Annotated in this window: 18 protein-coding genes, 1 tRNA gene and 4 pseudogenes; 10 read left to right on the top strand and 13 right to left on the bottom strand. The window is 42.5% G+C overall.

Going from position 1 to position 25,693, the window contains the following annotated elements; all coding sequences use genetic code 11:
- Window positions 1-568: 568 nt before the first annotated feature.
- The 4 genes from ABM313_RS10000 to ABM313_RS10015 form a co-directional block, all read right to left on the bottom strand.
- On the bottom strand, window positions 569-3,172 hold the full coding sequence (locus ABM313_RS10000; RefSeq protein WP_434687688.1) for a chloride channel protein: 2,604 nt from the start codon (window positions 3,170-3,172) through the stop codon (window positions 569-571).
- A gap of 303 nt (window positions 3,173-3,475) precedes the next feature.
- On the bottom strand, window positions 3,476-3,967 hold the full coding sequence (locus ABM313_RS10005) for a GNAT family N-acetyltransferase (RefSeq protein WP_434687690.1): 492 nt from the start codon (window positions 3,965-3,967) through the stop codon (window positions 3,476-3,478).
- A gap of 47 nt (window positions 3,968-4,014) precedes the next feature.
- A complete protein-coding gene (locus ABM313_RS10010) occupies window positions 4,015-4,437 on the bottom strand; it encodes a hypothetical protein (RefSeq protein ID WP_434687692.1) in 423 nt (140 codons plus the stop codon).
- A 33-nt stretch (window positions 4,438-4,470) separates the two neighbouring features.
- Window positions 4,471-4,881, bottom strand: a complete 411-nt coding sequence (locus tag ABM313_RS10015; RefSeq protein WP_434687694.1) for a DUF4259 domain-containing protein — start codon at window positions 4,879-4,881, stop codon at window positions 4,471-4,473.
- A gap of 452 nt (window positions 4,882-5,333) precedes the next feature.
- Here ABM313_RS10015 and ABM313_RS10020 point away from each other — a divergent pair, with 452 nt between their 5' ends.
- From ABM313_RS10020 to accC, 5 genes are all read left to right on the top strand, one after another.
- Window positions 5,334-6,638: a serpin family protein gene (locus tag ABM313_RS10020; protein ID WP_434687696.1), complete on the top strand. Its 1,305-nt coding sequence runs from the start codon at window positions 5,334-5,336 to the stop codon at window positions 6,636-6,638.
- 87 nt (window positions 6,639-6,725) lie between these two features.
- The gene (gene ligA / locus ABM313_RS10025; protein ID WP_434687697.1) at window positions 6,726-8,813 is read left to right on the top strand and encodes an NAD-dependent DNA ligase LigA; all 2,088 of its coding nucleotides are present in this window, start codon (window positions 6,726-6,728) and stop codon (window positions 8,811-8,813) included.
- A gap of 289 nt (window positions 8,814-9,102) precedes the next feature.
- Window positions 9,103-10,473 (top strand): glutathione-disulfide reductase, encoded by a 1,371-nt coding sequence (gorA, locus tag ABM313_RS10030; RefSeq protein WP_434687698.1) that lies wholly within the window; start codon window positions 9,103-9,105, stop codon window positions 10,471-10,473.
- Between the two features lie 757 nt (window positions 10,474-11,230).
- Window positions 11,231-11,494, top strand: coding sequence for a hypothetical protein (locus ABM313_RS10035; RefSeq protein WP_434687699.1), 264 nt, complete (start codon window positions 11,231-11,233; stop codon window positions 11,492-11,494).
- 317 nt (window positions 11,495-11,811) lie between these two features.
- Complete coding sequence (gene accC, locus ABM313_RS10040) at window positions 11,812-13,176, top strand: acetyl-CoA carboxylase biotin carboxylase subunit (RefSeq protein ID WP_434687700.1); 1,365 nt, start codon at window positions 11,812-11,814, stop codon at window positions 13,174-13,176.
- Window positions 13,177-13,323: 147 nt separating this feature from the next.
- On the opposite strand, the pseudogene ABM313_RS10045 reads toward accC, so the two are convergent.
- The 3 pseudogenes from ABM313_RS10045 to ABM313_RS10055 all read right to left on the bottom strand — a co-directional run.
- Window positions 13,324-13,718 (bottom strand): annotated as a pseudogene (locus tag ABM313_RS10045) (transposase); the annotation flags it as partial.
- 16 nt (window positions 13,719-13,734) lie between these two features.
- Window positions 13,735-14,969: pseudogene (locus tag ABM313_RS10050) on the bottom strand (IS256 family transposase).
- 76 nt (window positions 14,970-15,045) lie between these two features.
- Window positions 15,046-15,573 (bottom strand): annotated as a pseudogene (locus tag ABM313_RS10055) (transposase); the annotation flags it as partial.
- An 89-nt stretch (window positions 15,574-15,662) separates the two neighbouring features.
- Here ABM313_RS10055 and ABM313_RS10060 point away from each other — a divergent pair.
- From ABM313_RS10060 to ABM313_RS10075, 4 genes and pseudogenes are all read left to right on the top strand, one after another.
- Window positions 15,663-16,010: pseudogene (locus tag ABM313_RS10060) on the top strand (transposase); the annotation flags it as partial.
- Window positions 16,011-16,046: 36 nt separating this feature from the next.
- Window positions 16,047-16,421: a transposase gene (locus ABM313_RS10065; RefSeq protein WP_434687702.1), complete on the top strand. Its 375-nt coding sequence runs from the start codon at window positions 16,047-16,049 to the stop codon at window positions 16,419-16,421.
- A gap of 24 nt (window positions 16,422-16,445) precedes the next feature.
- Window positions 16,446-16,910, top strand: a complete 465-nt coding sequence (locus ABM313_RS10070) for a transposase (protein ID WP_434688433.1) — start codon at window positions 16,446-16,448, stop codon at window positions 16,908-16,910.
- A gap of 28 nt (window positions 16,911-16,938) precedes the next feature.
- Window positions 16,939-18,195, top strand: a complete 1,257-nt coding sequence (locus tag ABM313_RS10075; protein ID WP_434687703.1) for a voltage-gated chloride channel family protein — start codon at window positions 16,939-16,941, stop codon at window positions 18,193-18,195.
- A 5-nt stretch (window positions 18,196-18,200) separates the two neighbouring features.
- On the opposite strand, the gene ABM313_RS10080 is transcribed toward ABM313_RS10075, so the two are convergent.
- Window positions 18,201-19,064, bottom strand: a complete 864-nt coding sequence (locus ABM313_RS10080) for an alpha/beta fold hydrolase (RefSeq protein ID WP_434687704.1) — start codon at window positions 19,062-19,064, stop codon at window positions 18,201-18,203.
- A 176-nt stretch (window positions 19,065-19,240) separates the two neighbouring features.
- On the opposite strand from ABM313_RS10080, the gene ABM313_RS10085 reads away from it, so the two are divergent.
- Window positions 19,241-20,023, top strand: coding sequence for a rhodanese-related sulfurtransferase (locus tag ABM313_RS10085; protein ID WP_434687705.1), 783 nt, complete (start codon window positions 19,241-19,243; stop codon window positions 20,021-20,023).
- A gap of 126 nt (window positions 20,024-20,149) precedes the next feature.
- Here ABM313_RS10085 and ABM313_RS10090 read toward each other — a convergent pair.
- The 5 genes from ABM313_RS10090 to ABM313_RS10110 form a co-directional block, all read right to left on the bottom strand.
- Window positions 20,150-20,223: transfer RNA gene (locus tag ABM313_RS10090), tRNA-Arg, on the bottom strand.
- Window positions 20,224-20,468: 245 nt separating this feature from the next.
- On the bottom strand, window positions 20,469-21,767 hold the full coding sequence (locus ABM313_RS10095; RefSeq protein ID WP_434687706.1) for a TldD/PmbA family protein: 1,299 nt from the start codon (window positions 21,765-21,767) through the stop codon (window positions 20,469-20,471).
- A gap of 62 nt (window positions 21,768-21,829) precedes the next feature.
- Window positions 21,830-22,711 carry a M23 family metallopeptidase gene (locus tag ABM313_RS10100; protein WP_434687708.1) on the bottom strand — a complete coding sequence of 294 codons (882 nt, stop codon included), beginning with the start codon at window positions 22,709-22,711 and terminating at the stop codon, window positions 21,830-21,832.
- 353 nt (window positions 22,712-23,064) lie between these two features.
- Window positions 23,065-23,769 carry a hypothetical protein gene (locus ABM313_RS10105; protein WP_434687709.1) on the bottom strand — a complete coding sequence of 235 codons (705 nt, stop codon included), beginning with the start codon at window positions 23,767-23,769 and terminating at the stop codon, window positions 23,065-23,067.
- A gap of 34 nt (window positions 23,770-23,803) precedes the next feature.
- Window positions 23,804-25,564 carry an iron uptake porin gene (locus ABM313_RS10110; protein ID WP_434687710.1) on the bottom strand — a complete coding sequence of 587 codons (1,761 nt, stop codon included), beginning with the start codon at window positions 25,562-25,564 and terminating at the stop codon, window positions 23,804-23,806.
- Window positions 25,565-25,693 lie beyond the last annotated feature (129 nt).

Consider the following 25,693-nt stretch of genomic DNA (forward strand, 5'->3'; position numbering starts at 1 on the left):
CAAAATATTGCTTCGCAATATATGGCTGTCGCCATTCTTGTTAGGACATAAAACCCAAATAGTGTGAGTCGGCGCTTCGCGCCGACTCACACTATTTGGGTTTTGGTTTGTCATGATACATGTGGCTATAGCTATATATAGCAAGTAGTGGCGGCGCTAAGCGACACCACTACAAAAACAAAAAGACCTAGCCAATGGCTAGGTCTTTTTGTTTCGGAATACTTTAGGATCTTTAGGTCACAGTCAACTGCTGGAAGGATCTCAGGTTTACTAGGAAATTAGACTAGCGAACTAGAGATAATTAACTAAATACCTTACAGAACAGCCCCAGCACACAGCTCGGAAACCTGAAGACCCATACGTTTACCGTTACTACTATCTGATTGCATGGGCATCACCTCCTGTTGTCTAAATGTTTATTATCAAGTGTGATTTGGCTTGACACCAAAGGTTTATTCAACCTGAGATGTAATATAACTGACAAATCAAAATTTGACAATACCCCATAAGCGAGTGGCAGCGCTTTGCGCTGCCACTCGCTTATGGGGATTGATAGCATCGCTCTCTATCAGATCGCTTTGCGAAAAATAATGATTGTTCTATTACTGTTTTGAGCGATCGCTTCGGGAATATTCCCATGCATAATTTGCTGTAAAATCCCTTCACGACTTGCCCCCAACATAATTACATCACTTCTCTCCTGATTTGCGAGATCTAGAATTGCATCAGCAATCGATTTAGAACATATAGAAATTGTCCCCACGGAAAAATGGAGCGATTTATATAAAGAATCAGCATACTTTTCTAACTGGCTTGTTTTATGTTTTTCATCGTTTGGAGAAAAAATTTGACAGAGGCAAACTTCAGGATAAGGAGAAAGGGATAGCAAGGCAGGGAGTAGTAGCAACGCATTCTCAGTATTTGGCCCCCCAGCAATTGGAACTAACCAACGATTGAAGGAAATATTTGGCTTCTTAAATTCTTGATTAAATGGATTAACCTTTTGCAGGCGATCGCTAAATTTGACCAGCATCACGTCACAATTTGCTTGCTTCACCACTGTATCAACAGTGTCACCAAATATACGATCTGGAGCTTTTGAATTACCATGCCAGCCAATTAACAACAAATTGAGTTGGCGATCGCTAGCTACTTCTAAAATTGCTTGACCTGCATCATGGGCTACGCGCACTTGCGTATGAATCGAAACTTTCCTAATCTTGGCAGTATCAGTAATCTGCTGAAATAGTTCCAAGCTAGGATTCAAATCAACAGTAGTGGTTGATGGGACAAGATGCGGTGAGATAGAAATAATATGGAGGCATTCTATTTCATAGTTGTGCTTTTCAGCGATCGCTACGGCAATTTCAATCAAATAGATTGCAGTCTGAGGATTGCTCAAAGGTAGTAACAGTCTCCCTTTCCCCGTAGCAGTACCACGTTGTTGGTAAACAAGATAGGATGGTTTCGATATTTGGGAACTCACTCCTCGCAATCGTTTTGCCTGAGCGCGTAAAATATCACTGCGGGTGATAATTCCGACGAGTTTATTACGATCAATTACAGGTAATCGCGAAAGTTTGTAGTAGGACAGCAAATATAGAACTTGAGTAAGCCGCTCTTCAGGACTGACTGTAATTGGCTGAGGGGTCATGATTTGACTAATCGCCATATCTCCCGACACCTTACTTTCTTGAGCTTTCACCAAATCCATTTGGGTGATAATACCAACTAGATGCTCATTTGCAACCACAGGAAAGCCTCGATGACGCGATCGCGCAAAAGCCTGCATTGCCTCATTGATCAGCATTTCACTGTTTAAGGTTTCTACTTGTCGCTGCATCACATCAACAGCTCTCAGCCCATCCCATAATCCATCAGTAACGGTTTCTGCTTCAAGATGAATGCCTTTTAGTTCCAATAAATGTGTGTATAGAGAACCAGGAGCATATTTTTCTGTACAAAGGTAAGCAACTACACTGGTAATCATCAATGGCAGAATAATATTAAAATCTCGCGTGATTTCAAAAACAATCACAAAAGCAGTAATTGGCACTTTCGCGACTGCTCCAAAAAAAGCCCCCATACCAGATAATGCATAGGTTCCTAGTGTTCCCATACCTAATAGTGAATGTTCTAAATTCCCCACTAGTGAACCTAGCGCTGCTCCTAAAATTAAACTCGGTACAAATAATCCTCCAGAAGTCTCGGCGCTACAAGCAATAAGGGTAAGGATAAAACGTACTACAAAAGCTCCTGCTGTTAGTTGCCATTCAGATTGTCCCATTGCTAAAAACATCTGTAACCCTGTACTGTCACGAAAATCACTAGGTAACATAGCGATCGCTATGCCAGACAAACAACCTGCGATCGCAATTCGCCATGCTAATCCAACTTTAAAAAAGCTCCGATTCAATTTCGTAACCGCAAGGACACTGTGGTTAAAGAATGCAGCAAACCATCCAACCAGTAACCCTAGCAATAGTAAAAAGGGAATTTCTTGGGCGGAAAATTGAATTGTAGGGATGACTGAGGCAAGGCTCTGCCCTGACAGCATCAAAGAAACAACTCCGCCAATAAAAGAAGCCAGAATAGCAGTTCCTAAAGTCAAGCTAGAGACATCATGCAGCAATTCTTCAATTACAAATAAAACACCTGCGATCGGGGCGTTAAATCCTGCGGCAAGTCCTGCGGCTGCTCCTGCGGCGATCAGTTGGCGTTGATATTCGGGAGAAGTGGGAATCCACTGACTCACCTGTCCTGCGATCGCAGCTCCAATCTGTACGGTTGGTCCCTGACGACCGAGTGCTAATCCTGAACCCAGCGCCAAAATTGTACTGGCAACTTTAACAATGGCAACACGCAAATTTAGAGCGATCGGTACATAGCTCAGGGCAGCCTTCACTTGGGGAATACCACTGCCTGAAGCCTCAGTTGCAAATTGTTCAATTAAAAACCCTGAAAGATATCCACCAGTCAAGCCAATGATCGGCAATGCGAACCATGCAGGTAAGTCGTTAGCAATCTGTAGCCGCCAACCGCCGAGCCAACCAATCCCCTGTTTCAACATGACGGCGGCTAAGCCTGACAATACCCCAATCAAACAAGCTTCAAAAATGGCTAGCCGTTTTGGTTTCAACCATTTATGCAGCGATAATATGCCTGAAGCCATAAAGAGTTACTGAGTCTAGCGATAAAAACTCATTACATTGAATATTTAAGTAGTTTAGCCGACAATGAGTAGGCGATCGCCTAACATCGCTTTCGATTCATCAAGAGATTGCCTCAAACATTCCTCATCAAAACAAATGGTAAGAATGGGCGGCGCTACGCGCCGCCCATTCTTACCTCTAGATCACTACCAAAACCAAAAAATAATTATCGTTTAATCTGATTGGGGAAATTAGGGACTAATAGAGATTGAGATAACTCCTCACACATTATTTAGAGAAGTTGAATATGGAGTACATTTCACTTAAACAATAAACTTATAGACCATATTAAAAGAAATACCACCAACTCGATTCACAACTTCGCTGCCTTCGACTTTCTCAAAGCCCAATCGTTGATATAAATTCACCACTGGATTATCAGATCGAACACTCAGACATACCGCAGGAAATAAACTTTCAGCCGATCGCAAAACTTGCTTTAGCAAAGTAGTACCAACGCCATTACCACGATACTCAGGCAACACAGCCATCGCTAACTCTGGGATGTCGGGAGCAATGTACCCAAATCCTGTGTCATTTTCTGAACCTAAACGTAGCCAAGCTGAGGCAATCGCCTTTTCTCCCACTAAGGCAACAAATCCCATATCCCCTAGCCTTCCCCATCCATCTACATAGCGAGAAAGTATTGGCTGGCGTTGCACGGACTCAAGTGAAGGTTCATGAGCCGCATACATGAGCATCGTCCAAAGAATCGGCTCATCAGCAATTGTTAAAGCTCGAACTGTATAATCCATATCTAATGCAAAATTGAGTTTATTAATTTGTATGTTTGCACTTGGAGTTACAAGACGACACAGAAATGGAATAAATCTCCCTCTGTCTCAATCTTCTCAACCTTTGCAATGCAATCATCTAAATCCTCAAGCAATTCTTCTGAGAGATGCTCTTTACCTTGCTCCAAAAGACTTTCGCCCTCAGCGCCATTATTTACCACATATTCACGCAAAGATCTCAGCATTGGTAAAGCTGCCGATGGATTGAACCATGATGCTTTATCACTCAGTATTTCCTCATCAGGAAAATCATCATCTTCAGACATGTTTGCTTCAAAGTCCGTCCAATCAAGAAATTCAGATATCTTCGTTAAACCTAGTTGCTCACATATAGGATCGAGCTTCTCGACAGCATAAAACAACGCTGAATGATCCCAGTCATCCCCATCTGTCATATTACCGTTACTTAATACCCAGATTGTAGTTCCCATTGAACGTCTCCGCCTCAACTAAATGAGCAAATTTTATAAATTAACGCGATTCTTTAAATCAGCTACAGATGCTAACCAAGCTTCATAGTCTCTACTTTCTTTCCATAATTCGTGCAATTCAGAATTTCCCGCAAGAATGTGATCGATCGCTAAATGAGCTTTCTGGACTAAATCCGTTGAGGGCTGAATTTGGTTAGCTTCAACCCAATTGTCAAGCCTCTCGGAATAGGCACTACGCTTACCCCAATTGCCTTGCAATCTGGCAATCACTTCAATCGCCGCGATCGCATTAGTGGCTTCATAGGAGTCCACGCCGCTATCACCAGAATTTAACACTGCATCTAGAGCATCTTCAACTGGTGAAAGGTTTTGAGACTTTTCGATTTCATAAGTCCAGTCACAAGCATCATCATTTCCAAAGGAATCAACAGCCCAAGTTCCCATAGCTCTTTCTTAAAAAAGTCATACATTAGTCTGAATAGCTGGTGTTACGTGTAAGCTTACAAGACCCTCACCCCTAGCCCCTCTCCCAAAAGGGGAGAGGGGAACAAGAAATTAGTCTTACTCCCCCTCTCCCTTAATGGGAGAGGGGGTTGGGGGGTGAGGGCGATGCTCATTCTACGTAATATCAGTGAATAAAGGCAAATTACCGCAGATTTCGACTCTACGTCAATCGCAAACTACAGCGCTTTGCGCTTAAATCAAGAGATTTTTTTGAAAGTGCTGCGAAGCAACACTTTCAAAAAATCTCTTGGTTGATCGGTAATTGATGTCGGTCAATAGCGATCGCACTGCACTACTCACATTGAGTTACGGAAAATGTAACGACGATAGGCGATCGCAAATTATGTCCTAAGCTAAAAATGTAGAAATCTTGAGGTTTAGAAATCAGTATTATGAAAACTTGTTATCTTGCCACAATTATCAGCTTTTTAGCTTTAGCCCTAATGGGATGTGCAGCGCCAAACAATTCTAATCCTCAAGTTTCACTAATTAGCACAGTCAGTCCAGCCCCCACTGTAGCGACCTCTCCAAAACCAACTATCAATGATCGTGCTAATCGCAAAGTGAAACTTGATGAGCGCTTAGTTAAAGCAAGTAGCAGTTTCGGCTTTCAACTATTCGATCGCATTGCGAACAAAGATATTAATAAAAATATATTCATCTCTCCTACAAGTGTCGCGATCGCCCTATCGATGACATATAACGGCGCGAGTGGTGAAACTCAACAGGTGATCGCCAAGGCTTTAGAACTACAGGGCATCAAAATCGATGAGGTCAATGACTTCAATCGAAATATTCAACAATTACTAACCAATGGCGATACCAATGTTGAGTTAAATATAGCGAACTCGCTCTGGGCAAGAAAGGGTATTGCCTTGGATAAAACTTTTTTGAATAAGGTCAAGGAGTTCTATCAAGCCGAAGTTACTAATCTTAATTTTAATGATCCTAATTCTATAAATACAATTAATGCTTGGGTAAAGCAAAATACCAAGGACAAAATCGAGAAAATCGTTGATCGCATCGATCCCGATAGTCTCCTCTTCTTGATTAATGCGGTCTACTTTAAAGGTAAATGGGAAGCTCCCTTTGAGAAAGCACTTACTAAGCCCCAGCCCTTTACTCTAAGTGATGGCACTAAGATTCAACATCCTGCCATGTCACGATCTGGTGAATATCGCTACTACGATGCACCAACCTTTCAAGCAATTAGTCTACCTTACGGTTCTGGACGCTTCAGTATGGAAGTGTTTTTGCCAAAGTCTAACTCTAATCTCGTAGAGTTTCAGCAACAACTGACAGCAAAAAATTGGCAAGAATGGTCAACCAAATTTACACGTAGAGAAGGCTTAATTCAACTGCCACGCTTTAAAGTGGAATATGAAACCAGCCTCAAAAATGTTTTACAAAATATGGGCATGGCGATCGCCTTTAATCCCGACAAGGCAGATTTTCGTAATCTGACAGCCGTTAAAGCTTTTATCAGTGATGTTAAACACAAAACCTTTGTCGAAGTTAACGAAGAAGGCACAGAAGCGGCGGCTGTTACTTCAGTCGAGATGCGTGCAACCTCAGCCATGCCCAATGAAGAACCTCCATTTAAGATGATCGTTGATCGTCCATTTTTCTTTGCAATTAGCGATCGGCAAACTGGCACAATCATCTTCATGGGTGCGATTCAAAATCCATCTAAATAATGAAATGCGGCGCGAAGCGCCGCATTTCATTATTTAGATGTTGGCAGCTATAATTAAACAGATCAAGTTTTGTAATACAGCAATATTGTGACTGACATCTCTCCCAATCTTGAAATCCAAGCAAGATTATTAGAACTACGCAAATTACTGCAACGCGCTAGCTATGAATACTATGCCCTTGATGCTCCCACAATGGAGGATTCAGTTTATGATGCGCTTTATCAGGAATTACAAAAACTTGAAGCTCAATATCCACAGCTAATTACTCTCGATAGTCCTACTCAGAGAGTAGGCGAAAAGCCAACTACTCAATTTCTATCGGTTCAGCATCACATTCCCCTTTATAGTTTGGAAAATGCATTTACTTCTGATGATGTAAACGCTTGGCAAGAACGATGTCAGAAGGGATTAGCTAGTAATTCAGAAGAAGTAAGTGGTACTTCGCGACAAGCTAATAATTTTTTAGATAGTGTCTGTGAACTAAAAATTGATGGATCAGCGATCGCCTTAACCTATGAACATGGGATCTTAGTACGCGGGGCAACCAGAGGTGATGGCACATCAGGCGAAGATATCACTCCAAATATTAAAACCATTCGTTCCATTCCCTTACGATTAAATTTAGAAAATCCTCCCGATCGCTTAGAAATCCGTGGAGAAGCATTCCTGCCGATCTCTATTTTTGATGAGATTAACCAAGAGCGATCGCAACAGGGAGAATCACTATTTGCTAATCCTCGCAATGCTGCCGCAGGTACATTACGCCAATTTGATTCGCGCATTGTTGCCAAACGTCGCCTTGATTTCTTTGCTTATACAATCCATATCAATCAGGCAGATTTTGCTTCGCAAAATCTGCCTGATATTTCTTCTCAATGGCAAGCTTTAGAATTTTTGCAACAAATTGGCTTTCGCGTAAACCCAAATAAACAACTCTGTAAATCCACTCAGGAATTACAAAACTATTATGATTTTTGGGCAACGGAGCGGCATAAACTGCCCTATATGACCGATGGCATGGTGATGAAGTTGAATGACTTCTCTCAGCAGGAACAACTCGGCTTTACACAAAAAACTCCACGTTGGGCGATCGCATGGAAATATCCCGCCGAAGAAATGCCCACCATTATTGAATCGGTAACCGTGCAAGTGGGACGCACAGGCACTCTCACCCCCGTCGCTGAATTACGTCCCGTATTACTAGCTGGCACAACTGTTTCGCGAGCAACTTTGCACAATAGCGATCGCCTTGCCGAACTAGATTTGCATATTGGCGATACGGCGATCGTTCGGAAAGCGGGAGAGATTATTCCTGAAGTGGTGCGTGTATTGCCTGAATTGCGTCCCAATGGGGCAACTCGTTTTATGATGCCCACCCATTGCCCTGAATGCGGTCAACCCGTTTTCAAACCAGAGAATGAAGCGGCGACCCGTTGCATTAATCTCCAATGTCCTGCAATTGTGCGGGGTGCGATCGAGCATTGGGTTAGCCGTGATGCCCTAGATATTAATGGGATTGGGGAGAAATTAGTCAGGCAATTAGTTACTGAAAATCATATTAATTCCGTCGCTGATTTGTATCAACTAACTAGCGATCGCCTACAAACCCTTGATCGCATGGGGCAAAAGTCGGCTGACAAGATCATTGCCGCGATCGCCCAATCAAAAACCAAACCTTGGGCGCGAGTGCTGTACGGTTTAGGAATTAGGCATGTGGGTAGTGTTAACGCTCAAAATATTGCTGATAATTTTCCTAATGTCGAATTATTAGCCAGATCTACGCCTGAAGCGATCGCTTCTATTTTTGGGATTGGCGAAGAAATAGCTCAATCCATTTATGACTGGTTTCGCCAAGAGGCTAACCAGAATTTGATCCAGCGTCTACAAGCAGCAGGTTTACAGTTTGTTGGCGAGAAGAAAGACGAGCAGGCGATCACGATCAATCCAAATATTGCTGGTAAAACCTTTGTGGTCACAGGCACATTGCCAACTCTGAAACGTGATGAAGCCAAAGCTCTAATTCAATCCGCAGGTGGCAAAGTTACGGATTCTGTTAGCAAAAAAACGCATTATCTCGTCGTTGGTGCAGATGCAGGCTCAAAGTTAGAAAAAGCTCAATCTTTAGGTGTGCAATGTCTTTCAGAAGAGGAATTATTACAATTGATTGGCTCATAGCAGCGCAGCAGCCCTGCACTCAAGTGCGGGCTGAAAGCTCAAACCCGTTGCAACGGGTTAATTAGAAATCTTTTTGCAAAACCCAAAGGGGAAAATCAGCGCGAAGCGCTGATTTTCCCCTTTGGGTTTTAGCACAGCTATATATAGCTATAGCCAACTGTATCAGGACAATTCAAAACCCAAATAGTGTGAGGCGGCGCTTCGCGCCGCCTCACACTATTTGGGTTTTATGTCCTAACAAGAATGGCGGCAACTATACTTATCAAAGAAGACGAAATTTTTTTGTAATATGACAAGTTTTGATTACGACCTATTTGTGATTGGTGCAGGCAGTGGCGGACTCGCTGCCTCAAAACGGGCTGCGGCACTTGGCGCAAAAGTAGCGATCGCTGAAGGCGACTTAGTCGGTGGTACTTGTGTAATTCGGGGCTGTGTACCCAAAAAACTGATGGTATACGCATCGCATTTTTCACATTTCCCTCAAGAAGCATCTGGCTATGGGTGGGATATTACCGCAGGTAAACTGGACTGGAATAAGCTCCGTGAAGCCATTCAAACGGAAGTATCTCGCTTAAATAAACTACATATAAGCTTCCTAGAAAAAAGTAATGTCGAGCTAATTTCAGGATTTGCTAAATTTGTGGACGCGCATACGGTGGCTGTAGGCGATCGCCAATTTACCGCCGAACGCATTCTCATCGCCGTCGGTGGTGAAGCTTCTAAACCAGATTTAGCTGGTATGGAACATGCCATCACCTCCAAGGAAATGTTTTTAATGCCAAAATTTCCACAGCGCTTTGCGGTGATTGGTGGGGGGTACATCGGTACTGAGTTTGCAGGAATTATGCGTGGGTTGGGAGCCGATGTCACCCAAATAATTCGCGATCGCTATGTTTTGCGCGGTTTTGATCAGGATGTCCGCCTCAATGTCCAAGAAGGCATGGTCAATCATGGGATTAAATTTCACACTTGCATTGACAGTGATTCTCTAGCTATTTCTAAAAACGCTTCCAAAGATGAAAGTGAACTCACGATTTCATTTAAGGATGGGGATGGGAACTTGCAGCAAATCAATGCTGATACAGTTCTAGCCGCCACAGGTCGTCAACCAAATCTTGCACCTTTGAGCTTAGACAAAGCAGGTATAGAAGTTGTGAAGGGGGCGATCGCTGTCAAAAAAGATAGCTGTACAAATCAACCCCATATCTATGCGATCGGCGATTGTACCAATCGGGTAAATTTAACTCCCGTCGCGATCGCTGAAGGTCGTGCCTTTGCTGAAACAATTTACGGACATACGCCCAGATTTATCAGTCATACCAACATCCCCTCCGCTGTATTCTCGCAACCTGAAGCCGCTACCGTTGGCTTATCTGAAGAAAAAGCCAGAGAACTATATGGCGATCGGGTAAAAGTTTATAAAACCAAATTTCGTCCGATGTTTTACAGCCTTGCAGGAGGTGATACCAAAACAATGATGAAACTAATCGTTGTGGGGGAAGAAGAAAGGGTTTTAGGTTTACATATGGTAGGAAAAGATGCTGCCGAGATCATTCAAGGCATGGCGTTAGTCGTAACTATGGGAGGTAGCAAAAAAGACCTCGATAACACTATGGCAATGCATCCAACCGCAGCAGAGGAATTTATGACAATGCGGTAAATTGATGCAAAGTTTTACCAAATAGCCATTTGCAACGTGCTTCGCACGCTGCAAATGGCAAAAAACATTTTTTGCTTTCGTCGAACTGATGTTAAAAACACAAAATAGCTACGCCATTTTGTGTTTTGGTGTAACTCAATTTTGGAGAACTCACTAAACCTATATATGTAGGGTCAATTCATGAATTGTTCCTACGTTTAAATAAAATCAAACAACTGTATTGTGAAGAAATATTTAAAATTCTTGGAACTTCTTTAAATATATTTATATTTATTTAACCAAATAAAATCTTGTAAAGATTTATAAGGATTATGCCATGAGTATTAATCTTTAACTATTTTTTAATCATCAATCAACTCCTTACAGCCAAGCAGGGTCTAGTAATTAGTTCTTGTTGTTTTCAAAGCGGGGATCGCTTATCTGGTAATGATCCCCATTTTTTATGCTTATAATCAATGCATGTTTAAAATTGATTTTTAAATTTTATCTCACACTTACTTTTTTAAATCTAAATTCTCAAATTTATTTAAATATTTCTAACTATTCCCTTAGAAATACTTTTGACAAGCCCCATTATTTTTTTAACTTCTGAAGAAATCTAAACCTTTACTGTAATGAACCCATTACAAATGCTGAATAATCGCGAAATATAATGTACTGATTAAAAGTTTACTATATTTCTTTAATAAATCAGCTATCTCAAAACTTTCTTGAAACCTATTTAAAATCTACTTATATATTTAAGGACTTAACTAAAATGATTGAATCTATACGCTGCCCTAACTGTGGTGCGATCGCTGAACGTCACCACCTCTCATATCTTGCTCAAGTTAAAACCCAATGCGAAGCCTGTGACTATCTATTAGTAATGTGTACTCGTAGCGGACATGTCCTAGAGTCCTATGCTCCAGGATTACCATCAGAGCCTCGTCCAATACAACCTATCTCTGCTCGCATCACTCCTTTTGCTCAAACTCACAGCAATAATTCCCGTAAAGACGTTGCTGCTTTAACAATTTAAGTTGCAATGTGAGGAAATTGGGATTTAGATGCAATCACCTACATACACAAAATGGCTCTCTTAGATTTGATTCACGAGTTAATCAAATCTAAGAGAGCTAAAAATTTTATAGTTAGAATTTCATAGAATGCCCCAGTATGGTTGCTAACGAACATAACCACAAACTTGATCAACATAGCTACCCAAAAAAAGTTAAAATTCAAAAGCTCTAAGTCATATGTCTACGACTGAAAGCTCAATCGGGATTTGAAACCTATCAAAACAGAGCAACCAATCACCGATTACCAAACCCCAAGCCCCACTTACCGTTCTGAAACATGGCTCCAATCGCCAAACTACTGATTGCCAATCGAGGTGAAATTGCCCTCCGAATTATTCGGACTTGCGAAGAACTCGGAATTCCGACAGTTGCCGTTTATTCTGATGTCGATCGCAATTCTTTGCATGTACAACTAGCCCATGAAGCTGTCTGCATTGGCGATTCACCTAGCAGCAAAAGCTATCTAAATATTCCCAATATTATTTCGGCAGCACTTACCCATAATGCTACTGCCATCCATCCAGGCTATGGTTTTCTATCAGAAAATGCTAGATTTGCCGAAATTTGTGCTGACCATAACTTGATGTTCGTGGGGCCAAGCCCCCACTCGATCCGCTCGATGGGTGACAAGTCCACCGCCAAAAAGACGATGCAAAAGGCAGGTGTACCAACTATTCCTGGCAGTGAAGGCTTAATTGAGTCGGAAGAGCAGGCGATTAAAATTGCCCATGAGATTGGCTATCCTGTGATGATCAAGGCAACCGCAGGCGGCGGCGGTCGGGGGATGCGCCTAGTCACTAATCCTGATGATTTACTCCGATTACTGAGGGCTGCCCAAGGTGAAGCTGAGGCAGCCTTTGGTAATGGCGGTGTCTATATGGAGAAGGTGATCGAAGAGCCGCGCCACATTGAAGTACAAATCTTGGCGGATATGCATGGGAATGTTGTCCACTTAGGGGAAAGAGATTGTTCAATTCAGCGTCGTCACCAAAAGTTATTAGAAGAAGCTCCTAGTAGTGCAGTAAATCCCAAATTGCGCGAAAAAATGGGTGAAGCAGCCGTTAAAGCTGCGAAAGCGATTAATTATATCGGTGTTGGTACGGTTGAATTTTTGCTGGATAAGTACGGCAAGTTTTATTTCATGGAAATGAATACCCGTATCCAAGTTGAGCATCCTGTGACGGAAATGATTACAGGTATTGATTTGATTGCCGAACAGTTACGAGTTGCCCAAGGCGATAAGCTACGATTCCATCAAAAGGAAATTGAAATTCGTGGTCATGCGATCGAATGTCGGATCAATGCCGAAGACCCCGATCACAATTTCCGCCCGAATCCTGGTCGCATTAGTGGCTATTTGCCTCCTGGTGGACCTGGTGTGCGGATGGATTCCCACGTTTATACCGATTATGTGATTCCGCCCTATTACGATTCGCTGATTGCGAAGTTGATTGTCTGGGCAAGCGATCGCCCTTCGGCAATTTTACGGATGAAACGAGCTTTGCGTGAATGTGCGATTACGGGTGTACCAACGACGATTCCTTTCCATCAAAAGGTTTTGGATGATGAGGAATTTAGACAGGGTCATGTGTATACCAACTATGTACCATTGCTGCAAGCGAGACTAGCGGAACAAGAATAAAGAAAAGCACCTCGTTGAGGTGCTTTTTTAACGTGATGTGCAACTAAGAAAGTGCAAAAAAAACTCACAGCCGAAAGTGTTAGAAAATAGGACTAAACCCATTAGCGGTGAGCATCATGTTTTCTATACGCGATGTGCAACTAAGAATTAAGAAACAACCAAGGATTCAAACTGTAAAGGATGAAGGGAGTGACGGTTGAGCCAAAAACAAAGAGTATGAGCAAGGATTTTACGATTAAGGCGACTAGAAAGATGCCAGATGTCCCTAGCCCAAACCTTATCAAGATGAAAACGAGCAACCAATTGAGCAATAACCGTCTCAATCAAACGCCGTACCTTGACACAATCAATCTTACCCACCAACGAGGACGGGAATCATGCATATTCGAGCGCAGAGACGTTTGTAAATCAACGGCAAATGTCTGTAAATCCTGCTTGAGTGGCTGACTAAGATATCCTTTGTCCCCAATCAGGAACCCATGAATGTTGGAGACTAAATCCCAGAGAGTTTCCCGTTCATTGCCGAGACTGTCAAGCAAAGTGTGTAAAGTCTAGAAACTAGAAGTGGAGACGATCCTCGAAGAGGATGGCAAAGCGATTGAGGGCAGGTTTCCAGTCACGAATCGGCATCGTCCACTTCTTCGAGATATTCCGCATCGCCAAATAAACCAGCTTGAAAGCAGCCTCGTCAGAGGGAAAAATCTGTTGAGATTTAATCACTTTCCGCAAACTGCTATTCATCGACTCAATCGCATTGGTGGTATAAATCGCCCTACGAATCTCGGACGGGAAAGCAAAGAAGGGGATAATGTTCGCCCAATGACTGCGCCAAGACTTGGAGATCGATGGATATTGCTTGTCCCATTTTTCAGCAAAGAGTTCAAGGTTAAATTCCGCCTCCGATTCCGTTGCCGCCGCATAAATCGCCTTGAGGTCAGCACAAACTTGCTTACGTGGTCAGTGAGCTTGTCGAACTGTTGCTGCCAAGGGACGAAAGCAACTGAATTTCTGACCATGTGGACAATGCATAATTGCACCTGTGTTTTAGGAAACACCGTCTCAATGGCATTAGGAAAACCAGTTAAACCATCGACGCAAGCAATCAAAATATCTTTGACTCCACGGTTGTGAATTTCGGTGAGAACTGACAACCAGAATTTTGCACCCTCATTGGGGGAAATCCACATACCCAGTAATTCCTTGTATCCATCCATATTCACCGCCAAGGCGAAATACAGGGACTTGTTAATTACCCTGCCATTGTCTCGGACTTTGATGACCAGACAGTCCAGAAATACGATCGGATAGACCGTATCTAGGGGACGATTTTGCCATTGCTTTACTTCATCAATTACCTCATCAGTGACATTGGAAATGAGCGTTGGTGATACTTCGACACCATACATTTCTTGCAACTGCCCTTGGATATCCCTGACACTCATACCTCGCGCATACAAGGCAATGATCTTCTCATCTAGTCCTGACAATCGGCTTTGTCCTTTCTTCACCATCTGCGGTTCAAACTCCCCTTTCCGATCGCGGGGGACTGCGATTTCTGCTACGCCAAAGTCGCCTTGGACTTTTTTCTGGCTATAACCGTTACGACTGTTGTTTTGTCCTTCTGGTCTGGATTCATGCTTCTTGTACCCTAGATGGGTCGATAATTCTGCTTCTAAGGCTCGCTCCACCAACGCGGTGGTTAGTTGTTTGATGATTCCTCCTTCTCCGAATAGGTCGGGTGGTGTTTTACATTCTTGCAACAATTCATCTAGCAATTCTTTGCGTATATTCATCGGTTTTAGTGTTGGTATTGTGTGTCTAGATTGTCTCTCTGTATATATCCCAGACTTTACACATTTCACTTTACACTCTCTCATTGCCATTAGCAGGAGTAAGTGCAAACTGCGTAATTACACCACTACCACTAATGAGAACATGCCCATGAAAGCCATAGTAATGCATGTCCTTGGCTGCACAGTAACCATAGTCAGCAATATCTTCAAAGCTACGACAACGGGATGCACGACAGAGGTAACACAGAGGTATGGGTACTCCATCAATCAGATGTACATCATCATCTAAAGCACCTAACTGTTCTGCTAGTTTTTGTTGGAGTATCGCTTTGTACTGCCACAGATTAGCTGCCTGTCGGACAAAGGTGGTGCGACTTTTTAAGGCGGGAAACCATGCTTGCCAATGCTCGCGAAAATATTTCCAGATCCCTAGGTCTGTCTCTATTCCTCGATACTCAGCAACTATTTCCATCGTCATCACTTCGCTGTCACTTAGGGCTGGGGCAAATCCTTTTGCTCTGACTCCATGCTCTACCGTTATTTCTTTGAGTAACTCATCAATTTTGCAAAAGACGGCAATGATAAAATATTCTATAGAAAACATGATGCTCACCGCTAATGGGGTTAGTCCTATTTTCTAACACTTTCGGCTGTGAGTTTTTTTGCACTTTCTTAGTTGCACATCACGTCAAAAAGGTGAAACTATTCTGGGTCACTGTTTCTCCTAGCAGGGCAGAATATGTCGTGACTAACGACTTAACTCAAGACTACACCCCTGAAGTACATGCTATTTGCTCCATCAGGTGGAATATTGAGGAATTTCATCGTGAACTCAAACAATTGACAGGTATTCAGTCTTGCCAGTACCGCAAATCTAGAATTCAGCGTAATCATATTGCTTGTGCCATGCTTGTTTGGCATCATCTTAAACGTTTAGCTTTTCAAGCTGGTAATACCATCTACAAACTTAAATCTGGGCTTTTGTCTGATTATTTAAGATCCCAACTTAAGTGTCCTTCTATTCCTATGCTTCTTGCGTAAGTCCTATGGTTATTAAAGATCCTGCATCCGAAGGGATTGCATTGTCCAAGTGGACACGCAATACCAGCAGGACAAGCGCCACACGATCGCCAACGCGCACCAATCGTCAAATACAAGTGTCGGGAATGTGGGAAAGTGTTTCACATTTTTACAGGGACAGACTTATCAGGAAGTCATTACACCTGTGGTCAGATCGTGCTGATATTGCGTGGATTCTTACAAGGACAAACGACACAACACATAGCAGAGGAACTAGGACTTGACTATGGGACGTTATTGTCTTGGCGACATCGCATTCAACGTCGAGGATTTGCCCATTTGATTAATAGTAGTCTGCCTGACGAAGAAGCAGAGATGGACGAGATGTTTCAGAATGCAGGAGAAAAGGGAGCAAAAAAAAAGACCCAATAACAGACCCACCAAGACGACGCGGAAATCAACGCAAAGGAGGGAACCATGGCGAATGACCGTCCACCTGTTGTTGGCACGGTTGGACGCAGCAGTGGTCAGATCCGCATGAAGGTCTGTGACAATACTCAACAAATCACGATTCAGCCGCAGGTAGAGATAACAACTTTACCAAATACAACAGTCTATACCGATGAATCTGATGCTTACAATCGTATACCTGCTTCTGGTCGTGAGCGTCAAACTGTTTATCACTCTCATCGCGAGTATGCCCGCGATGAAGATCAAGATGGTTTTTGTGAGGTTCATTGCAATACTATGGAGGGCATTTGGGTTGGTTTACGCAATTTCCTGCGTCCCTTTCGCGGTATTCACAAAAAGTATTTGTATCTGTATGTAGCCATGTTTGAGTGGTCATACAATCTGCGTTGGATTGATTTTGACTTTCTGCGTCGTCTTCTGTTTCCTCCTTCCACCTATTTCCCTACATGAGCGAATCTGTAAACCCAAATCTTTTGCTATGCAATATTTATCTCAATTTAAGCAGTTTATAACAGTCATTCTGCAACTTAGCAAGTGGTTTATGATTGCTTGTATAGTTGGCGTTCTTTCAGGTTATGGTTCGGCTGCTCTTTTAGAATCTCTAGAATGGGCTACCGATTGGCGAGAAGCTCACTTGTGGATTATTGCTTTACTTCCATTGGGCGGATTTTTGAGTGGTTGGCTTTATCATCGTTATGGCAAATCCGTAGAAGGAGGTAACAATCTTTTACTAGAAGAGATCCACAATTCCAAAAAGATTATTCCGTTACGGATGGCTCCAATGGTTTTATTCGGAACCACTTTAACCCATTTGTTTGGAGGTTCCGCAGGTCGAGAAGGAACAGCTTTGCAGATGGCAGCCTCTCTTGCTGATCAGTTGACAAAGATCTTTAATTTCCCACCTCGCGATCGCCAAATTTTATTGATGGCTGGACTTAGTGGCGGATTTGCTTCAGTTTTTGGAACTCCTTTAGCTGGTACGATCTTTGGGTTAGAAGTTTTAGTAATTGGCACGATTAAGCATAAGGCGTTGTTCCCCTGTTTAGTTGCTGCTGTGATCGGCGATCGCGTCACCCTAGCTCTTGGTCTACATCACACATCATATCGTCATGCCCAGCTTATCCCAACCATAACGCCAATGGCTCTAATTTCAGCGATTGTGGCTGGGACTACTTTTGGTCTTGTAGCTATGCTTTTTGCCAAGCTAACTCATAAAATTAGCCACCAATTTCAATCTCAAATATCCTATGCTCCTTTACATCCTGCAATCTGCGGTTTAATGATTGCTTTGCTCGTTTGGGCAATTGGTTCTACTAAATACATTGGCTTAGGTATTCCCACGATTGTAGAAGCATTTAATGGATATTTACCACCTTGGGATTTTGCCTCCAAAATAGGCTTGACCGCCTTGACGTTAGGTGCAGGTTTTAAAGGCGGTGAAGTAACGCCTTTATTCTTTATTGGTGCAACCTTAGGAAATGCTTTATCCTTAATTTTGCCTTTACCCACACCCTTATTGGCGGGCATGGGATTTGTGGCAGTCTTTGCTGGTGCTGCCAATACACCGATCGCTGCTACATTAATGGGAATTGAACTTTTTGGAATAGAATCTGGGGTATTTGTAGCGATCGCCTGTGTGATGAGCTACCTTGCTTCAGGTCATGCTGGTATCTATAGCGCTCAGCATATTGGTTCTGGGAAATATCATTTCATGTCCAAGGAAGAAGAATTATAGCTCGACTAGAGACAAGAAGAAGCAACAGGTTTAGCTAATAAATCCAATAACAGGCTATGTAATAGATTTGTTTGCTCTAGCATTGCCATATGTCCACAGTTAGGAAGTTCAAATACATTCTCGCCATAGCCATTAAAAGAATGATGAAAACTAGCAAGATGGCTTACATACTTTGGTTCCATAATTTTGTCATTTGCCCCAGCAACAAAATAAACTGGTTGTCTCAACTTCGATACGATCTGCGGCAATTTGTGAACTTCTACTTCACTAGTAGAACCCAGCAAAGTTCCTCTCGCGGATGGATATTTGGCAGAGACAAAATCGATCGCTCTTTGTCTCCCCCAACCACGATCTAAGGTGCTGTAAACACTATCTTTAGCAAATTGGGCATGAACTAAGGGAAGATTCTTCAGCCATTGGGGACGCAATCTTAAAAGAATTTTACCTGCGGTACGAAATTTCTCAAACTCTTCTTTAATATAAATGCCGCCACCTGCATTCAGGCAAACCACACCCAAAACCCGATCGCTTAATAAATTAGCAGCCCATAGAGCAATTGCCCCACCAAGGGAATGCCCCACCAACCAAACCTGAGAAATCTCCAAACGATCAAGTAATTCTTCTAAATCCCTCGCATAGCTAATTAGCGAGTATTCATCGCGATCGCCAATTTCAGAAAGTCCAAACCCCCGTAGATCATAAGCTAAACATTGAAAATCAGGTTGTAACTGAGCAATCAATGGTTGCCAATAAGCTTTACTTAGCATCCAACCATGCAAAAAAGCAATTGTGGGAGCTTTATGCTTCGACTGAGCAGGAGAAGTGAGGCTGTAGCTGTGTTTGGCTCCTTGAATGATGACACTAGACATATAGAGAAAAGCCTATAGTTACAAACAAAATGCGATCGCTGATCCAATAATATAGCAAGACAAGTAGTTTAAGCGCCTTGTTCCATAGATAGGTATAGGGTTTTCCTATGGATAACGTAAAGCGCTATATTAGTTTATAGAGAAAGTAATCCGTCTGTAAGCAAGTTTCTGGGCAAATGACTAGGATCAAACAAGTAAATCGCCTACAATCACAAATTAGTCAGGCAATTCAAGCCAATCAGCAAGAGACGATAGAACCTTTTGTGGTGGCTGCTTTTTATCATTTTACAGAATTATTAGATTATGAAGCCATGCGAACTCCACTGAAGGAGTTTTGTGATGCTCTTAAACTCAAAGGAACAATCCTACTAGCCAAGGAAGGGATTAACTCTACGATCGCAGGTAGTCGCGAAGCGATCGATGCTTTACTAGCCCATTTGCGTAGCGATCCTCGTCTTCACAACTTGGAGCATAAGGAATCCTATTGTGACGGAATTCCATTTCAAAAGATGAAAGTAAGGCTTAAAAAAGAAATTGTGACTCTAGGTGTACCAGATATTGATCCTAGATATCGAGTTGGTACCTATGTTGCACCTAAAGATTGGAATGCATTAATTGCTGATCCTGATGTGATTGTGATTGATACGCGCAATAATTATGAAGTGGAATTTGGCACATTTAAAGGGGCGATCAATCCTAATCTAGAAACTTTTGGTGAGTTTCCTGACTATGTACAAGCACAACTCAGTCCTAAGAAACATCAAAAAGTTGCTATGTTCTGTACAGGCGGAATTCGCTGTGAAAAGGCTAGTGCCTATATGCTGTCTCAAGGTTTTAGCGAGGTATACCATCTACAGGGAGGCATTCTCAAATACATAGAAGAAGTACCAAAGGAAGAAAGTGTTTGGGAAGGTGAATGTTTTGTCTTTGACGATCGCATCAGCATTGATCGGGTTTAGATAAAGTGCCGCGCGAAGCGCGGTACTTTATCTAAACCCAAACCAATAAATCTGTTAAAAGTGTTGCTCTGCAACACTTTTAACAGATTTATTGGTTTGGGTTTGAGCGCAAAGCGCTGTGATTAACGAGACTGATCGGGATCGAACCGATGGCCTAGCGCTTAGGAGGCGCTCGCTCTATCCAACTGAGCTACAGTCTCTCTTGATCAAATTACGGATATATTCACAAAAGTGACTCAGACATTATAGCAATTGCTCGTGAATTATACCAAGACACAAAATGGCTACGCCATTTTGTGTCTTTAAAACCCTTACTGGGTTTGGTTTTTAATTCACAAAATTGTTGCCACACTTTAGTGAATTGGTATTAGAAGCGATCGCCTCAAATTGTCTAGTCACAAAACAAAAGTGGCGACGCTTCGCGTCGCCACTTTTGTTTTGTGACTTATCGAGATGTGATTGATAGCCCTTCAACGATCATCGCAGGTACATATAGCGAACCGTGCCATTGCCGATCACTGCCTACCGCCCCCACATGATTGAGTGCAGTATAGACATTTCCCGATAGCATCGTATCCTTGACCCGTCCGATAATTTTGCCATTTTTAACACGGTAGCCCAAATCCACATTGATCGAAAAATCCCCTGACAGATCCAGATCGTCACCTAAGACCTGATCGACGATTAAGCCATTTTTTAAGGTCGCCGCGAGTTCTAAAATATCACCTTGGATCGTTTGACTAGCCGCGATCGCCAAATTAAATAATCCAGGACTGGGATAATTACCTAAATCTCCGCGAAAGCCATTGCCTGTCGCCTTAATTCCCAAATCCTTACAAGTACGCATATCCCCATAAAACCCTTGCAAAATCCCGCGATCGATCCAAGTGATTTCCTGTGTAGGTGTACCTTCATCATCAAAGGGAGAACTATAAACGCCAAAATTAGGATGTTGGGTGACCGTGAAAATATCAGAAATTACAGGCTGTCCAGTCTTGTCTAGCCAAGGTGTCGCCTTTTGCTGCACCTGTCTCCCACTCATAGCGATCGCCACTACCCCCCATAACAAATCTGCCGCTTTGCTCGTAAAGATCACAGGCGATTTTGCCGATGGAGCAGGAGCATTTTTCTTTGCCCAATCGAGATATTGCAAAACTTTTTTAGCGATCGCATCAGGTGGCAAATTACCCCGTTCCGATTGACCATACCAAACATTGAGAAAGTCATCTCCCCGTGTTAACTCTGCACTCAGAGAGCCATCTACTGTAATATCGGTATAGCCACAGTCTAAACCTTTGCTATTGAGGATGCGTACCGTTTCGTGACTACAATCCCAATCAGCGCCACATACAGCCTCAGGATAATGATCGAGAACCTGCGCGATCGCCTGTTTTCCCCAATCCACCATCTGCTCAACAGTAACTTCCTGTCCATATAGTTTGGGATAGTCAGCAACAGTGGATTCTCGCAATAAGATCTCTTCAGATTCATTCAAAGCACTCAAGGCGATCGCCTGCTGTACCAAATCTTCAGGCTCTACGGCTCCATAGGCGATCGCTAAGCCTACTTTGCCATCTTTCCAAATTCGTAACCCCACCCCCTCTGAGTCAATGCTTTCTAGCTGCTTCAGCCGATTTGCCTCAAAAAATACGGGTCGGGAAACTGAGCTTGAAGCATATACCTCAGCAGCTTCAGTTCCCGATTTGAGCGCAAGTTCTAATAATTTTTCAGGGTTAGTTGTCATAGCGATCTCTGGCTTATAAAAGAAAGTGCTTTGCACTTTCTTTTATAAGCTTATCAGGACAACTATTCGACACCTTCATATCGCCAAGCAACAGGATCAATCGCTGCCCCATTCACATATAATCCCCAATGTAAATGTGGTCCTGTCACTGCACCCGTCGCCCCGACTGCGCCAATTACTTGACCAGCCTTCACAAAATCTCCTTCTTTCACATAGATTTTACTGAGATGCAAAAAGATACTTGCCACGCCCTGACCATGATCTAAGCCGATCGTATTGCCATGTAACAGAAACCCCTGAGATACAGTCCCTACTAAACGGATATATCCAGATGCTGGTGCAATTACAGGTGAGCCTGTGCCTCCTGCATAGTCCACACCACGATGGTAATAGTCATCAGCAAATACACCATTGTAATAACGCTGAATCCCGAAACCTGACGTAATTTCACCTTCATTTGGTCTGAGGAATGCCCCATTCCAGAATTTCTGAGGTGTCACTAATTTTTTAAAAGCTGAAACCTTGTCCCATTCGTAATCTGTAGGTTCTGATCCACCACCCGAATCATTAATCCAAATACTTTGAGTCGGAAATTTGCGATCGCCTAGTTGCATTGGCAAGGTTTGTTGTACACCATCAGCCTTGACTATTACTTGTCTTAGCCCAGCCTTATCCAGTGGAGTTGTAGGAATAAACGCTCGCCAACGATTTTGAGACATGGGGAAGGCGGGATATTGTTGGCTATTTACCGATACTGTTGGCGGCGTGCTTGCTGGTTTATCAGTCGCAATCCAAACCGATACTGTATCGCCAAGTTTGGGATCATTGGGTTTAAGCATTGATTGCAATGCATCGGCACGAGATACAGTGAAGATTACAGAGGCGATCGCTGACAGTAAACTCAGAGCAATTAGCAAAGGTAATTTGAGAGGACGAACAGCCATAACAGTATTTACAAAAAAATAGGACGTACTCAATCCGTCTTATTTTAGCGTTAGTTCAATAAATTAAGTTAAAGGTTTGTCTAATACCAAAACACAAAATGGCGTAGCCATTTTGTGTTTTTAAAACCATTATTGGATTCGTTCTGTAACATGAGTTTGGGATAAGCTACAAAATTTTAAAAGCCAAAACAGTAAAATCATCGCTTCGAGATGATTTTACTGTTTTGGCTTTTAGAGAGAGTTTGAAATTAACCTGAACTGAGGTTTTTTAATTTCCAAAGCAAAGCTTTAACCAAACGACAGAATGAAAGAGCCGCAAGGCGGCTCTTTCATTTTTATTAAGAAAAGAGTTGTCAATCTAGATATGGAGATACCTTTGAAGATAGAGAGGAGGTATAAACTGCATTCGGATCAGCAGAAAATACTGCGCTAGGATCAGAAGAAAAAGCGGTAACAATTTGAGAACTAATACTAGGATTAGCATTAATAAATGCAGGATCAAGGATTACAAGTGCACTTGTAATCCCAAGACTCTGAACTGTAACTGTCTGGCTGGAAATAGGAGTAGGAGGAGGGCTAACGATAGAACTAGTTGGGATAGAAATATTTCCACTGTTAATAGCTAAACTGATGTTAGTATCGGCTAGAGGTAAGACACCAACTACTATTGTATTAATAGCAGGATTAGTAGGAGCAGAAATAGCTGTAACAGTTGCGTTAACAGTTGTTGGCGCAGCAACGAAACTGGCAGTTCGACCATCATTGAATACGACCCCACCTGTTGTTGTACCACCTACATCGGCATTTGTACCAACAGAGAGAATTGGAACAGGTAGACCTCCTGATGTAACACTTGTGATAGTCCCAGCAGTTCCTGAAATAGTACCAACAGGACTTAGAAGCGAATAACTGTTGAGAGAAACTGCGCCAGTGGTAAATACAGTTCCAGATATATTTCCAGATACAGGAATATTGGTAACTTGGGCAAAGGCTGCTCCACTGGAAATAGTAGTGATCGCTGCGGCAAGAGGTAGCCCTAAAGAAAGAACACGAGACATAGATTGCATCTTGATTATCCTCATGAGTTAATAGTTAGAATGTGAACGTTGTTCGGACTACCCCAATTGTGACAGTGTCACTAGTAGACGTATTACCAGGACTAAACACAAACACTAGCCCTGGAGTAACGCTAATATTTTTGGAAATGGGGAATCGATAGAAAGCTTCAACATGAGTAGTCGAAGCTGGCTGAGAACTAGGAACTCCGCCTGTACCGCTCAGGATACTGGGGAAGTTAATATTGCCGCTAAGGTTACTACTAGTTATACGTGGAGGTTGACCAACATATAAACCAAATAGATCACCTTCTTTGAATATATCAAGCAAATTTGCAAACGTCATCCAGTTGAATGTTTCGACTGAGCCAGAAAATCCAGAATTCCGAATACTTGATGTAGTAAAACCTAGCCATCCGCCAAAATTAAGATTGCGGGTTGCTTGCCATGAAAGTGAACTACCAAAAGCATTGGTGCTGAAATTTGACGGAACTGGCGCAACGCTTCCGATAATTGTGTCACCAACAGCACTATTTAATGTGCCGTTGTTAGTATGAGAATTGAGGTAATACAGAGTAACGTCGAGTCGCTCAAATAGGTTTGCGGCAAGCTGCACCCCAATTGAAGTTGGTCCACCAAATAAACCGCCATCTCCCGATGCACTGGCTGCATTACCTGCGGAATAAACTCCCTGTAAACTTACACCCTTAGCAATTTTCCAATCAAAGCCAAGTCCAGCCTGTCCAGCATTGAGACTAATGACAGGATTGCGTTGAGCAAACAGAGAAATAGGTCCATTTCCTGCACTTTCTACTCGATTAGGTCCTCGAAAAACATTAATGGCATTGACTCCTCTTGCGCCAACAATAATGCCAAGATTATTACCAACTAGGAAACGATAGTTGAGGTCACTGAGCGTAAAGGTATTACCCGTACTGCCTTCGTAGCCAAGGCGAGTAAAAGTGTTGTTTAGCGCAGCAAAGCTAGTAATGGGAGCGTCGGTTGATAAGTTACCTGCTTGCAACCCAGTTAACAAAATTCCGCGATCGGGAAACTGGGTAACCAGACTCAGTTGAGCTTGATAACCAAACGTGACATTAGTGGCGGGATCGGTAACTCTAGTACCAGAAGTTCGAGGAATATTAGCAGTGTTATTGAGCCGTCCTTGAAGCCCAAAAATAGCTTGACCGTATAGTTTGGTTGTTGTGGAAAATTGCTGCACTTCTATTTTTGCCGTCTTAGCATCAAGAGCATCCACACGACCACGTAAAGTTGCAAGTTCAGCCGCAAATTCTTCTTGAAGTTTTTGTAAAGTAGCGAGATCTTCTTTGCTGACCTTATCAGCTAAACCTGCGGAAATGATTTCATTGATCTTGTCTAAACAAGCATTCAAACCAGCCGCAAATTCGTAGCGACTAGTTGCTTGTTTCCCACGAAAAGTGCTGTCAGGATATCCCGCAATACAACCGTAACGCTCTACCAAAGATTGCAAAGCGGTAAAAGCCCAATCAGTGGGACGTACATCACTGAGTTGCGAAACTGAGCTAACACTTTCAGCTTTCTTAGTTGTAGGACTAGAAACTAACTCTTGATTAATTTGATGAATGATCGCAGATTCACCAGTCTTCGGTTGACTTATGGCTTGGGATGGACTGACAACCATCGGATCGTTGCCAATTGCATGAATCAAACTAGAATCAGATTTAAAACTTGGATTAACCTGAGTTGGTTGGGTTTCTGCATTAGCTCTGCTGCTGAGAATGGCAGAGAAGGAGATAACTGTACTAAGCAGAAGCAACTGACAACTTTGCTTAGAGCCACAAAATTTTATAGCCAACTTAAAATAATCCTCACACTAAAAGGAAAAAATAGTAAGCACCTTATTGTTTTTATTATTTAGTCCTTTTTTTTTCATTGTCAAGTATTT

Source organism: Pseudanabaena minima str. Chao 2107, from assembly GCF_051131155.1.
Taxonomy (GTDB): Bacteria; Cyanobacteriota; Cyanobacteriia; order Pseudanabaenales; family Pseudanabaenaceae; genus Pseudanabaena; species Pseudanabaena minima.

Bases quoted from the DNA above. Each gene is read 5' to 3' on its own strand.
- accC (WP_434687700.1), top strand. From the start codon at position 11,812: ATGGCTCCAATCGCCAAACTACTGATTGCCAATCGAGGTGAAATTGCC.
- ABM313_RS10000 (WP_434687688.1), bottom strand. From the start codon at position 3,172: ATGGCTTCAGGCATATTATCGCTGCATAAATGGTTGAAACCAAAACGG.
- ABM313_RS10005 (WP_434687690.1), bottom strand. From the start codon at position 3,967: ATGGATTATACAGTTCGAGCTTTAACAATTGCTGATGAGCCGATTCTT.
- ABM313_RS10105 (WP_434687709.1), bottom strand. From the start codon at position 23,769: ATGTCTCGTGTTCTTTCTTTAGGGCTACCTCTTGCCGCAGCGATCACT.
- ABM313_RS10035 (WP_434687699.1), top strand. From the start codon at position 11,231: ATGATTGAATCTATACGCTGCCCTAACTGTGGTGCGATCGCTGAACGT.
- ABM313_RS10020 (WP_434687696.1), top strand. From the start codon at position 5,334: ATGAAAACTTGTTATCTTGCCACAATTATCAGCTTTTTAGCTTTAGCC.
- ABM313_RS10075 (WP_434687703.1), top strand. From the start codon at position 16,939: ATGCAATATTTATCTCAATTTAAGCAGTTTATAACAGTCATTCTGCAA.
- ABM313_RS10085 (WP_434687705.1), top strand. From the start codon at position 19,241: ATGACTAGGATCAAACAAGTAAATCGCCTACAATCACAAATTAGTCAG.
- ABM313_RS10010 (WP_434687692.1), bottom strand. From the start codon at position 4,437: ATGGGAACTACAATCTGGGTATTAAGTAACGGTAATATGACAGATGGG.
- gorA (WP_434687698.1), top strand. From the start codon at position 9,103: ATGACAAGTTTTGATTACGACCTATTTGTGATTGGTGCAGGCAGTGGC.
- ABM313_RS10095 (WP_434687706.1), bottom strand. From the start codon at position 21,767: ATGACAACTAACCCTGAAAAATTATTAGAACTTGCGCTCAAATCGGGA.
- ABM313_RS10100 (WP_434687708.1), bottom strand. From the start codon at position 22,711: ATGGCTGTTCGTCCTCTCAAATTACCTTTGCTAATTGCTCTGAGTTTA.
- ABM313_RS10080 (WP_434687704.1), bottom strand. From the start codon at position 19,064: ATGTCTAGTGTCATCATTCAAGGAGCCAAACACAGCTACAGCCTCACT.
- ABM313_RS10015 (WP_434687694.1), bottom strand. From the start codon at position 4,881: ATGGGAACTTGGGCTGTTGATTCCTTTGGAAATGATGATGCTTGTGAC.